The 12,711-nt window shown below is 73.5% G+C and carries 10 protein-coding genes; 9 read left to right on the top strand and 1 reads right to left on the bottom strand.

Going from position 1 to position 12,711, the window contains the following annotated elements:
* The first annotated feature begins 22 nt into the window (after positions 1-22).
* The 9 genes from IE255_RS11865 (at position 23) to IE255_RS11910 (ending at position 12,323) form a co-directional block, all read left to right on the top strand.
* The gene (locus IE255_RS11865) at positions 23-2,458 is read left to right on the top strand and encodes an ATP-binding SpoIIE family protein phosphatase (protein WP_190050175.1); all 2,436 of its coding nucleotides are present in this window, start codon (positions 23-25) and stop codon (positions 2,456-2,458) included.
* 124 nt (positions 2,459-2,582) lie between these two features.
* Positions 2,583-3,308 (top strand): class I SAM-dependent methyltransferase, encoded by a 726-nt coding sequence (locus IE255_RS11870; protein ID WP_190050176.1) that lies wholly within the window; start codon positions 2,583-2,585, stop codon positions 3,306-3,308.
* A gap of 297 nt (positions 3,309-3,605) precedes the next feature.
* Positions 3,606-4,697 carry an SGNH/GDSL hydrolase family protein gene (locus IE255_RS11880; RefSeq protein WP_229906376.1) on the top strand — a complete coding sequence of 364 codons (1,092 nt, stop codon included), beginning with the start codon at positions 3,606-3,608 and terminating at the stop codon, positions 4,695-4,697.
* A gap of 74 nt (positions 4,698-4,771) precedes the next feature.
* Complete coding sequence (locus IE255_RS11885) at positions 4,772-5,605, top strand: M55 family metallopeptidase (protein WP_190050177.1); 834 nt, start codon at positions 4,772-4,774, stop codon at positions 5,603-5,605.
* Positions 5,598-6,911 (top strand): M20/M25/M40 family metallo-hydrolase, encoded by a 1,314-nt coding sequence (locus IE255_RS11890; protein WP_190050178.1) that lies wholly within the window; start codon positions 5,598-5,600, stop codon positions 6,909-6,911. The genes IE255_RS11885 and IE255_RS11890 overlap by 8 nt, the downstream gene beginning before the upstream one ends.
* Before the next feature lie 4 nt (positions 6,912-6,915).
* Positions 6,916-8,880 carry a S9 family peptidase gene (locus IE255_RS11895; RefSeq protein WP_190050179.1) on the top strand — a complete coding sequence of 655 codons (1,965 nt, stop codon included), beginning with the start codon at positions 6,916-6,918 and terminating at the stop codon, positions 8,878-8,880.
* 8 nt (positions 8,881-8,888) lie between these two features.
* A complete protein-coding gene (locus IE255_RS11900) occupies positions 8,889-9,821 on the top strand; it encodes a S66 peptidase family protein (RefSeq protein WP_190050740.1) in 933 nt (310 codons plus the stop codon).
* Between the two features lie 131 nt (positions 9,822-9,952).
* Complete coding sequence (locus IE255_RS11905; protein ID WP_190050180.1) at positions 9,953-11,731, top strand: CocE/NonD family hydrolase; 1,779 nt, start codon at positions 9,953-9,955, stop codon at positions 11,729-11,731.
* A gap of 31 nt (positions 11,732-11,762) precedes the next feature.
* The gene (locus IE255_RS11910) at positions 11,763-12,323 is read left to right on the top strand and encodes a GNAT family N-acetyltransferase (protein WP_190050181.1); all 561 of its coding nucleotides are present in this window, start codon (positions 11,763-11,765) and stop codon (positions 12,321-12,323) included.
* 18 nt (positions 12,324-12,341) lie between these two features.
* Here IE255_RS11910 and IE255_RS11915 read toward each other — a convergent pair whose 3' ends face one another.
* Positions 12,342-12,689 carry a VOC family protein gene (locus tag IE255_RS11915; protein WP_031118227.1) on the bottom strand — a complete coding sequence of 116 codons (348 nt, stop codon included), beginning with the start codon at positions 12,687-12,689 and terminating at the stop codon, positions 12,342-12,344.
* Between the last annotated feature and the right edge of the window lie 22 nt (positions 12,690-12,711).

The raw sequence follows: 12,711 nt of genomic DNA on the forward strand, positions 1-12,711 counted from the left end.
GTGGGGAGAGAGGGCCTGGGCCATGGACCGTGGCACCGAGACGGACACCACCCCCAGCCCCGTGGCCGGAGACGGCACGGTGACGGAACCCACCGGCCGCGTCCCCCTGGCCGTGGTCGTCGTCGACCGCCAAGGCCTCGTGTCCCACTGGAGCCGGGGCGCGCGGCGCCTGTTCGGCGTCGCCAAGGAAGCGGCGATCGGCCGCGCGGCCCTCGACCTGCTCCCCGTCTCCGGAGCCCTGCCCGAGGAGCGGGACACCCTCCCGTACGCCGCCGGTGAGGGCCTCGGGCCCGACCTCGAATCGTCCCTCGACCAAGGGCTCTCCTACCCGGCCGCGGGCCGCGCCCGGCTCACCGCGCCCGGACGCGAGCGGGTCGACGTCCTGTGGTGGGCCTACCCGCTGGTCGGACCCGGGCCCGAGCGGCTGCTCGTGCTGGCCGCCGACGCCGACCGACTGCGCGCGGCGGACGTGGCGTTCGAACGGATCGCGCCCGGCTTCGCGCTGCACACCGACTTCCCCGGCTCGGAGGACCTCGCCCGCCGGCTCCCCGAGATCCTGCCCAGCATGAGCGTCGGCGAGAGCGCCCGCATCGTCGCGCAGGTCCTCGAACTGGGCTACCCGGTCCTGGAGTTCAGCCAGAACGAGCGGGTGCCCGTCACCCCCGACTGGGGAGTCGCCCGGCGCGCCGAGCGCCGGGCGCGCCGCGAACGGGCCGCGCGGGCCCTGGCCGCCGGGGAGCCCGTCCCCGAGGAACTGCGCGACGAGGGCGAGGACCTGGAGTACGCCGCCGTCCGCGAGCGCCTGGAGTTCCTCAACGAGGTCAGCGGCCGCATCGGCACCTCCCTCGACCTGTCCCGCACGATCCTCGAGGTCAGCAGGGCCGTCGTACCCCGCTTCACCGACGTCGCGGGCACCTACCTGCGCGAACAGGTCGTCGCCGGGGAGGGGTTCCCCGAGGGCGTGCCCGACACCACCACCCTGTGGCACCGGGTCGCCGTCGAGCACACCGACGAACCCGGCCGCTGGGACGACGTCGTCCCCGTCGGCGAGGCCATGCCGTTCCCGGCGCACACGCCGTTCTTCCAGTGCATGACCAGCGGCGAGCCCGTCCTCGTGCCGCGCGTCAGCGAGGAGATGGGGCACGCCATCGCGGCGCAGTTCGACAAGCGCGACATCCGGCCGCTCATCACCGGCCGCTCCATGCTGGTCGTCCCCCTGAAGGCACGCAACGTCGTCCTCGGGTTCATGATCCTGCTGCGGCACCCGGAGCGGCCCGTCTTCAACGACATGGACCGCGTCACCGGCGCCGAACTCGCCGCCCGCGCGGGCCTCGTGCTCGACAACGCGCGCATGTACACCTTCCAGGAGAACGTCGCCGAGACGCTCCAGGACAGCATGCTGCCGCACATCCCGCCCCGCATGGCGGGCTGCGACATCGCCACCCGCTATCTCCCCGGCACGCTGCTCGGACGGGTCGGCGGCGACTGGTTCGACGCGGTGAAGCTGCACGGCGGGCGCACGGCGCTCGTCGTCGGCGACGTCATGGGCCACGGCCTGAACTCGGCCGCCATGATGGGCCAGCTGCGGACGGCCGTGCAGACCATGGCCGGACTCGACCTGCCCCCCGCCCAGCTGCTGCGCAACCTCGACGACCTCGCCCAGCGCCTCGGCGACACCTACCTCGCGACCTGCCTCTACGCCGTCTACGACCCGATCGCGAGCGAACTGCACCTCGCCAACGCCGGGCACATCCCGCCCGTCCTGGTCCGTGCCGACGACGGCCGCAGCGAACTGCTGGACCTGCCCACGGGCGCGCCCATCGGCGTCGGCGGCGTGCCCTTCGAGGCGGTCCGCGTGCGCGTGCGGCCCGGCGACCGGCTGGTGATGTGCACCGACGGGCTGGTGGAGGTGCGCGGCGAGGACATCGGCGTGGGCCTCGCGACCCTCTGCGCGTCGGCCGCTCACCCGGCCGCGTCCATGGACGAGGCCTGCGACACCATCATCCGCGCCCTCAACACAGGGGGCGGGCGCAAGGACGACGTGGCCCTGCTGATGGCCCGGCTCAACGGCATGGAGCCCGACGACGTCGCCGAATGGCGGCTCGCCCTCGACCCGGCCGAGGTGGGCCGGGCCCGCGCGGTGGTCCGCGAGCAACTGCACGACTGGGGCCTGGCGAAGCTGGCCGCGCCCGCCGAAGCCATGGTCAGCGAACTCGTCACCAACGCCGTACGGCACTCCCACAGCCGCCCCGTCGCCCTGCGTCTGGTCCGCGGCGACACCCTGCTGTGCGAGGTGGACGACGACGACCACGAGCTGCCGATCCTGCTCGACGCGGGCCCGCTCGACGACGCCGGACGCGGCCTGCGCGTCGTCAGCACCCTGTCCCGCGAGTGGGGCAGCAGCCGGACCAAGGCCGGCAAGACGGTGTGGTTCGAACTGACCCTGCCGCGCCGCTGAACACCAGCGCGCCGCACGCGAGGCGAAGGAACGCGCCGCGTTCTTGTGGCCGCGGCCGAGGCGCGGTACACCGTACTCGCCCGTCACTCATGGCGGGATCCGTTCGCACCCTGGGGAGTCGGACATGAGCGTGACGAGGCGGTACCGGGAGGCCTGGGAGGGGTTCTGGCGTGAGGCGTCCGACGAACCCGGGGCGGTGATCTGGGACGCGGAACCGGCCCTGACCGCCGGTCCGCACCTCGCCCTGTTCGAACCGCATCTGGCCGATCCCGCGCTGCCGTTGGTGGACCTCGGCTGCGGCAATGGCACCCAGACCCGTTACCTCGCCGACCGCTTCGGGCGGGTCCTGGGCGCCGATCTGTCCGCCGCGGCCCTCGACCACGCCCGGCGGGCCGACCCGGCGGGGCAGGCGACGTACCGGCAGCTGGACGCCGCCGAGAAGAGCGAGGTCCAGGCCCTGCACGCGGAGCTCGGCGACACCAACGTCTATGTGCGGGGCGTCCTGCACCAGTGCGAGCCGGACGACCGGCAGGCGCTCGTGGACGGCATCGCCACGCTGGTCGGCGACCGCGGCCGCGCCCTCCTCGTGGAGCTGTCGGGGGCCGCCAAGCCGGTGCTGATGGGCCTGGCGAGCGGCCCGGCCGGTCCGCCGCCCAAGCTCGCGCCCGTGTTCCGGCACGGCCTCGCACCCGGCGAGGTGTCGGACGAGGCCGTGCCCGAGTATCTGCGCTCGGCCGGTCTCACCGTCCTCGCGAGCGGCGAACTGCCCCTGAGCACCACGGAGTACCGCCCCGACGGCACCCGCATCGAGCTACCCTCCCGCTGGCTGGTGGCGGGGCGCACGGGCTGACGCGGCCGGTCAATGGTCCGGGCCGCCGCCCAGCCGGTCCGACCGCGTCCCCGGGCACGACAACGCCTTCGCGGCCACCGGCCACGGCATGCTCGGCGTCACCCTCGGCCCGGTCACCGGGCACCGGCTCGCCGAGTACGTCGCCACCGGGCGGCGGTCCGCGGCGCTCCTGCCCTTCCGGTTCGACCGGCTGCGGAGCTGAGCGCGGACGCGGCCTGGCGAGGGTTGTTTTGTCGGTGTACGGTCACCTTTCCCGGTCCGTGCACCTGCCTCGTCCCCCGGAGGACAGTCATGCCGATGCCCTGGTTACGGATGCTGGTCGCGTCGACGGCGGCGATGGTGCTGGCCGGCCCGTCCGCGGTCGCCACGGCCGCCGCGCCGGACAAGGACGGGGTGGCGGCGAGCGTCCACACCGCCGGGCGGGTCAAGGACGCCGGAGACGTGCTCCAGTACAGCTGGCCCGGCGTCTACTTCGAGGGCCGGATCCGGGGCACCGGCGTCGGCATCGTGCTCGACGACCCCGCCGCCGACTACGACGTCCAGGTCGACGGAGCCACCGTCGCGACCCTCGTCACGCCGGGCCGGACCACCCACTGGGTCACCGGCCTGCGCGACGGCGTGCACACCGTCCGGCTCGTCAAGCGCAATGACACCCCCTGGAGCACCAGCGCGTTCGGCGGCTTCGTCGCCGCGCCGGGCGGCGCCGTACTGACCCGGCCGGCCGCGCGGAGCCGCCAGATCGAGTTCGTCGGCGACTCCCTCACCGCGGGCTACGGCAACCTCTCGGCCTCCCGCGACTGCGACGGCGAGCAGCTCAAGCGCACCACCAACGCCGACATGAGCTACGGCGCCCTCACCGCGCGGCGGCTGAAGGCCGACTACCAGCTCAACGCCTACTCGGGCCTGGGCATGGTGCGCAACTACAACGGAGGCAACCCGGAGGTGACCTACCGCACCTTCTACGACCGCGCGCTGCTGAACGTGCCGGGCGACGTCTGGCAGAACCCGGGCACCTGGCGCCCGCAGCTCGTCGTGGTGTACCTCGGCACCAACGACTTCTCGACGCCCGTCAACCCCGGGGAGCCGTGGACCGACGAGAGCCTCGCCGCCGCCTACCGCGGCGCCTACAGCGGCTTCCTGCAGAAGCTGCGGACCCGCTACGGAGCCGGGACCACCCTTCTGGCCGTCGGCACCGGCCCGTTCTCAGGACACGTCGAGCAGGTCGTCCAGGACCGCACCGGCGCAGGCGACCGCCGGGTCCGCTACTGGCACCTCGACGCCACCGGCCTGGACCACACCGGCTGCCACTGGCACTACTCGGCCCGCGACCACCGGCTCCTCGCCGACCGGCTCACCGCGTTCATCACCGAACTGCCGATACGGTGGTGACCGCCTCGTAGCCGGTTCCGCCCGCAGCGCGTAACGTGACGAACCATGAAGATCTGCACCCTGGACGGCTCGTCATGAGAATCCTCATCAGCGCCGACATGGAGGGCGCCACGGGGGTCACCTGGCCGGACGACGTGATGCCCGGCGCGTCGCAGTGGGAGCGCTGCCGCTCGCTGTTCACCTCCGACGTCAACGCCGCCGTGCTCGGCTTCTACGACGGCGGCGCCGACGAGGTCCTCATCAACGAGGCGCACTCGACGATGCGCAACCTGCTGCTGGAACAGCTGGACGAACGGGCCCAGATGCTCACCGGCCGGCACAAGGCCCTGTCCATGGTGGAGGGCGTGCAGCACGGCGACGTCGACGGCATCGCGTTCGTCGGCTACCACGCGGGCGCCGGCATGGAGGGCGTCCTCGCCCACACCTACCTCGCCAACTCCGTCACGGGCGTCTGGCTGAACGACGTACGGGCCAGCGAGGGCCTGCTCAACGCGCACGTCGTCGCCGAGTTCGGGGTGCCGGTCGTGCTGGTCACCGGGGACGACGTGGCCTGCGAGGACGCGCTCGGATACGCGCCCGAGGCGCTGAAGGTCGCCGTCAAGGACCACGTGTCGCGCTATGCGGCCGTGTGCCGCACGCCCGCCCGCACCGCGGCCGACATCCGGGCGGCGGCCAAGGAGGCCGCGTCGCTGGCGGTGCGTCACGAACCCGTGCGCGGCGGTCCGTTCACCGTCGCCGTGGAGTTCGACGCGGAGCACCTGGCGATGGCCGCCACCGTCGTGCCGGGTGTGGACCGGATCGGGGAGCGGAAGGTGGCCTACACGAGCGAGACCATGTACGAGGGCATCCGCGCCTTCAAGGCGGTCACCACGATCGTCTCGGCCGCGGTGGAGGAGCAGTATGGCTGAGCAGGCGGACGGGCAGGCGCTGGACGAGGTCGTGACGTTCACGTCCGACCTGATCCGGATCGACACCACCAACCGGGGCGGGGGCGACTGCCGGGAGCGGCCCGCCGCCGAGTACGCCGCCGCGCGGCTCGCCGAGGCCGGCCTCGAACCGACGCTCCTGGAACGCACCCCGGGCCGCACCAACGTCGTCGCCCGCGTCGAGGGCACCGACCCCACGGCCGGCGCGCTGCTGCTCCACGGCCATCTGGACGTCGTACCCGCCGAGGCCGCCGACTGGAGCGTGCACTCGTTCTCCGGGGAGGTCCGCGACGGGATCGTCTGGGGGCGCGGCGCCGTCGACATGAAGGACATGGACGCGATGATCCTGGCCGTGGTGCGCTCCTGGGCGCGCCAGGGCGTGCGGCCCCGGCGGGACGTCGTCATCGCGTTCACCGCCGACGAGGAGGCCAGCGCCGAGGACGGCTCCGGATTCCTCGCCGACGAGCACGCCGGGCTGTTCGAGGGCTGCACCGAGGGCGTCAGCGAGTCGGGAGGTTTCACGTTCCACGACGGGGCCGGGCGGCAGATCTACCCGATCGCGGCCGGCGAACGCGGCACCGCCTGGCTGAAGCTCACCGCGCGCGGACGCGCCGGGCACGGCTCCAAGGTGAACCGGGACAACGCGGTGACGCGCCTCGCGGGGGCCATCGCCCGGATCGGCGCGCACGAGTGGCCGCTGCGGCTGACCCCGACCGTGCGCGCCGCCCTCACCGAACTCGCCGCGGTGTACGGCATCGAGACCGACCTGACCGACGTGGACGCCCTGCTGGACAAGCTCGGCCCGGCCGCGCAGCTCGTCGAGCCGACCATCCGCAACAGCGCCAACCCGACCATGCTGGACGCCGGTTACAAGGTCAACGTGATTCCCGGGGAGGCCGTGGCACACGTGGACGGGCGGTACCTGCCCGGCGCCGAGGACGAGTTCCGCAGCACCCTCGACCGGCTCACCGGGCCGGACGTGGAGTGGGAGTTCCACCACCGCGAGGTGGCCCTCCAGGCGCCGGTGGACTCGCCGACCTTCGCCCGGATGCGGGCCGCCGTCGAGGAGTTCGCGCCGGAGGGGCACGTCGTGCCGTTCTGCATGTCCGGCGGCACGGACGCCAAGCAGTTCTCCCGCCTCGGCATCACCGGCTACGGCTTCACACCGCTGAAGCTGCCGGAGGGCTACGACTACGGCGCCATGTACCACGGGGTCGACGAGCGGGTCCCGGTCGAGGCACTGCACTTCGGGGTGCAGGTGCTCGACCGGTTCCTGCGGACCGCCTGAACGAGTGGGGGAGACAGTGCGGACGCTGGCGTACGGGGCGTGGCCCTCGCCCATCGACGCGGCCCTGGCCGCCGCGCACGACGGGCACCCGGAGTACGTGGACTTCGTCGGCGTCGAGGTGTGGTGGACCGAGCCGCGCCCCGCCGAGGGCGGCCGGCGCACCCTGGTGCGGCGGCACACCGACGGCCGGGAGGAGTCCCTGCTGCCCGCGCCGTGGAACGTGCGCAGCCGGGTCATCGAGTACGGCGGACACCCCTGGGCGGCCCTGCCGGGCGAGGACGGCCCGCTGGTGGTGTTCGTGAACTTCGCCGACCAGCGGCTCTACCGCTGCGAACCGGGCGGCGAGCCGCGCCCGCTCACGCCCGTGTCCCCGGTGGGCGGGGGCCTGCGCTGGGCGGAGCCGCTGCTCCGGCCGGAGCGGGGCGAGGTGTGGTGCGTGCTGGAGGAGTTCACCGGCGACGGGCCCACCGACGTGCGCCGCGTCCTGGCCGCCGTTCCGCTGGACGGCTCCGCCGCCCAGGACCGGGGCGCCGTGCGGGAACTCACCGACGACCGGCACCGGTTCGTCACCGGCCCGAAGCTCTCGCCCGACGGGCGGCGGGCGGCCTGGCTCGCCTGGGACCATCCCCGCATGCCCTGGGACGGCACCGAACTGGTCCTCGCCGACATCGGCCCCGACGGCACCCTGCGCGGTGCCCGGACCGTGGCCGGCGGACCCGGCGAGGCGATCGCCCAGGCCGACTGGACCCACGACAACCGCCTGCTGCACGCGAGCGACCGCACCGGCTGGTGGAACCTCTACCTCGACGGGGAGCCGCTGTGCCCGCGCGAGGAGGAGTTCGCCGACGCGCTGTGGAAGCTGGGGTCGAGATGGTTCACGCCCCTGGCGAGCGGTCTCGTCGCCGTCGTGCACGGCCGGGGCGCCACCGCCCTCGGCGTCCTCGACCCCGAGACCAGCGAGGTCGTCGACGCGGCCGGGCCCTGGACCGAGTTCGCGCCCACCCTCGCGGCCCACGGCGAACGGGTCGTCGCCGTCGGGGCCAGCCCGCGCAGCGCCTACGAGGTCGTGGAACTGGACACGCGCACCGGCCACGCCCGCGTCATCGGCGCCGAGCACGACGACGCCGTGGACCCCGCCTACTACCCCGAGCCGCAGATCCGCACCTTCACCGGCCCGGACGGACGCGACATCCACGCCCACATCTACCCGCCGCACCACCCCGGCTGCGTCGCGCCCGGCGACGAACTGCCGCCGTACGTCGTCTGGGCCCACGGCGGGCCCACCGGCCGTGCGCCGCTCGTGCTCGACCTGGAGATCGCCTACTTCACCTCGCGCGGCATCGGCGTCGCCGAGGTCGACTACGGCGGCTCCACCGGATACGGCCGCGCCTACCGCGACCGGCTGCGCGAGCAGTGGGGGGTGGTCGACGTCGAGGACTGTGCCGCCGTCGCCCTCGCCCTCGCCGACGAGGGCACCGCCGACCGCGACCGGCTCGCCGTCCGGGGCGGCAGCGCGGGCGGCTGGACCGCCGCGGCCTCGCTCACCACGACCGACGTCTACGCCTGCGGCACCATCAAGTACCCCATCCTGGACCTCAGCGGCTGGGGCACGGGGGAGACCCACGACTTCGAGTCGCAGTACGTGGAGAGCCTGATCGGGCCGCTCGCCGAGGTGCCCGCGCGGTACGCGGAGCGCTCGCCCGCCACCCACGCCGACCGCCTCCGCGTGCCGTTCCTGCTGCTCCAGGGCCTGGACGACGTGATCTGCCCGCCCGTCCAGTGCGAGCGGTTCCTCGCCCGGCTGGAGGGCCGGAAGGTGCCGCACGCCTACCTGGCCTTCGAGGGGGAGGGACACGGCTTCCGCAGGGCCGAGACCATGGTGCGCGCCCTGGAGGCCGAACTCTCCCTGTACGCCCAGGTGTTCCGCCTGAACCCGCTGGGCGTCCCCACCCTGGAGCTCACCAAGTGACCCCGCAAGTGACCCCGCTCGTCCGGCCGCCCCGGCTCGCCCCAGGTGCGCGCGTCGCCGTCGTGGCGCCCAGCGGGCCCGTGCCCGAGGAGCGGCTCCAGGCCGGGCTCGACCTCCTGCGCGGCTGGGATCTCGACCCCGTGGCCGCCCCCCATGTGCTCGGCCGGCACGGCGAGTTGGGCTACCTGGCCGGCACCGACGCGCAGCGGGCCGCCGACCTCCAGGACGCCTGGTGCGACCCGTCCGTCGCCGCGGTGCTGTGCGCCCGGGGCGGGTACGGGGCCCAGCGCACGGTCGACCTGCTCGACTGGACGGCGATGCGGGCGGCGGGCCCGAAGGTGCTCGCCGGGTTCAGCGACATCACCGTCCTGCACCAGGCGTTCGCCACCCGCCTCGGCCTGGTCACCCTGTACGGACCGGCGGCCGCCGGTGTCGACTTCCTCAAGAACGCCCGCGCCCAGGACCATCTGCGGGCCACGCTCTTCGAGCCGGAGTCCGTGCGGACCATCACCGCCGTGCCGCCGGGCGGTGCCGCACTCGTGCCCGGCCGGGCACGGGGCGTCACGCTGGGCGGCTGCCTGAGCCTGCTCGCGAGCGACCTCGGCACCCCGCACGCCCGCCCAGGGGCCCGGGGTGGGCTGCTGCTGATGGAGGACGTCGGCGAGAGCCCGTACCGACTGGACCGCTACTTGACCCAACTCCTGCGCACCGGCTGGCTGGACGGGGTCGCCGGGATCGCGCTCGGGTCGTGGGCGAGGTGCGGACCGTACGAGGAGGTGCGCGCGGTCCTCGCCGACCGGCTCGGCGGGCTCGGCGTCCCGGTCGTGGAGGAGTTCGGGTTCGGGCACGGCGAGGGCGCGTTGACGATGCCCCTGGGCGTCCGGGCCGAACTGGACGCCGAGGTGGGCACGTTGACGCTGGACGCGCCGGCCCTGAGCTGAGCCCCCCTGCTGAAATCCTGTCAAGAAACCCTCGTTTCGGTGGTTGACGCCCCCTGACACGTGTCACACCATGACTACCGGCCGGTACCTACTGGTCGGTATTCCGGGTTGCCCTCACCGTGGAGGTCCGTGTGTCCCGACGCGCGCCCAGATTCCGCGCACCCCTCGCTCTCGCTCTGGGCGCCGTCCTGGCCGCCCCGCTCGCCCTCACCCCGCCCGCGACCGCGGCCGGCTCCTACTCCGTCACCCCGCTGAAGTTCACCGTCCAGGCGGGCGGGCGGGCCTGCACGGTCGACGCCGACCTGTACCGCCCCACGGGCGTGGACCGCGACCACCCGGCGCCCGCCGTGCTCGGCACGAACGGCTTCGGCGGCAGCAAGTCGGACGGCTCGACGGACACCATCGGCAAGGCCTTCGCCCAGCGCGGCTACGTCTCCCTCGTCTACTCCGGACTTGGCTTCGGCCGCAGCGGCTGCCTCATCTCCCTCGACGACCCGGACATCGACGGCGCCGCCGCCTCCCAGCTGGTCGACTTCCTGGGCGGCAAACGCGCCGCCGACGACGGCACCACCGCCGACTTCGTCACCCTCGACGCGCCCGGCGACCCACGCGTCGGCATGATCGGCGGCTCCTACGGCGGCGCCGTCCAGCTGGCCACGGCCGCCGTCGACCACCGCCTCGACGCGCTCGTCCCGATGATCACCTGGAACGACCTGGCGTACTCGCTCGACCCCAACAACGCCGTCGGCGGCACCGGCGTCCCCGGCGTCTTCAAATGGCAGTGGACCAACGGCTTCTACCTCATCGGCGAGGGCCAGCCGCTGCTCCAGCCCAGCCTCGACCCGTCCCGGATCAACTCCCTCGGCTGCCTGCACTTCGTCACCGAGGCCTGCCGGACCGTCCACACCCTCAACTCCGGGCGCTACCCCGCCGACCGGACCGCCGAGCTGCTCGCCTTCGCGCACCGCGTCTCCCCGGCGTCGTACCTGCACCGCGTCGAGACACCCACCCTGCTGGTCCAGGGGCAGGCCGACACCCTCTTCAACCTCAACGAGGCGACCGCGACCTACCGGACCCTCAGGTCCCAGGGCACCCCGGTGAAGATGATCTGGCAGTCCTGGGGCCACAGCGGCGGCCCCGGAGCGGCCTCCGGCGAACTCGACCTGTCGAAGGGCAACCTGGAAACCAGCTACGTGGGCCGGCGCGTCCTCGCCTGGTTCGACCGCCACCTGCGCAAGCAGACCCACGTCGACACCGGGCCGGCCTTCGCCTACCACCGCGACTGGATCACCGACCCGGACCGCACCTACGCCACCGCCGACCGCCTCCCCGCCCTCAGCCGCACGCTGTACCTCTCCGGCGACGGCACACTCGTCGACCACCGCGACAAGGTCGTCCGCGGCAGCCGCGGTTACACCAACTGGCCGTTCCCCACCAGCCATTCCGAGAGCTCGCTGGCCGGCCTCCTCGGCGTGCCGGACACGCCGCCGCGCGACACCAAGGGCACCTACCTCGACTGGACCGGCGCACCGCTGGAACGCCCCCTCGACGTCGTGGGCGCCCCCCGGGTCACGCTCCGGGTGCACTCCCCGAAGGCCGAGCGCACCCAGAACTCCGGCGACGCGGCCGACAAGCTCGTCCTCTTCGCCAAGCTCTACGACGTCGCCCCCGACGGCACCCGCACGCTGGTGCGCCGCCTGGTCGCGCCGGTCCGCGTGCCGGACGTGACCAAGAGCTTCACCGTCACCCTGCCCGGCATCGTGCACCGGTACCAGACGGGGCACCGGCTGCGGTTCATGATCGCGGCGAGCGACGACGCCTACTTCGGCAACCGGGGGATCAAGCCGGTGACCGTGATCAGCGGGCCGCGGAACACCGGCGTGCTCCGGCTGCCGGTCGCCGGATCCTGAAGAGGCACGGCCGCGCGGTTACTGTGGCGGGGTGCCGCACAACGCATCCCGCTACCTCGCGGAAGGCCCCCGGGTGGGCATACGCCACTTCACCTACGAGGACGGCGCCGAGTTCACCGCCCGCGCCCGGGAGAGCAAGGACCTGCACCACCCGTGGCTCTTCCCGCCCCACACCGCCCCCGCCTACACGGCGTACGCGGGCCGGCTGATCGAGGACCCCTCCAAGGCCGGCTTCCTGGTCTGCGAGAAGACCGACGGGGCCATCGCCGGGTTCATCAACATCAACAACATCGTCGAGGGCGGCTTCCAGTCCGGGGCGCTGGGCTACGGCGCCTTCGCGCACGCCGCCGGGCGCGGGCTGATGCGCGAAGGGCTGGACCTCGTGGTGCGGTACGCCTTCGGGCCGCTGCGGCTGCACCGGCTGGAGATCAACGTCCAGCCGCTGAACGCCGCGTCGATCGCCCTGGCCCGCAGCTGCGGGTTCCGCCTGGAGGGCTTCTCGCCGAAGATGCTCTTCGTCGACGGGGCCTGGCGCGACCACGAGCGCTGGGCGATCACCGCCGAGATGGTGGGGGAGCCGGGGCGGCGCTGAGGCCGGCCCCGGCTCGTGTCACGGGCGGCGGTCCACGTACTCGTAGACCGACCCGTCCGGGTGCAGCGCGATCAGGTTGCGGCCCGCCGGTGAGGCGATGGGGCCCGCGATGATGTGGGCGCCCAGCTCGGTCAGCACCTTGTGGGTCTCCTCGACGTCCGTCACGGCGATCGTCGCGGCGACCTTGCGGAGCAACTCCAGCTCGGTCGGGGGACCGCTCATCAGCAGGAAGCAGCCGATCGCCGCCACCTGGACACCGCCCCGTTCGAAGCGCTGGGCGGGGCCACCCGCCAGCCGCTCGTAGAAGGGGATCGCGGTCTCGAGGTCGTCGACGCAGACGCGCAGTGTGGCACCGAGAATCTCCATGTCGACGAGCCTAGTTACGCGC

Source organism: Streptomyces lomondensis (genome assembly GCF_014651035.1).
GTDB lineage: Bacteria > Actinomycetota > Actinomycetes > Streptomycetales > Streptomycetaceae > Streptomyces > Streptomyces lomondensis.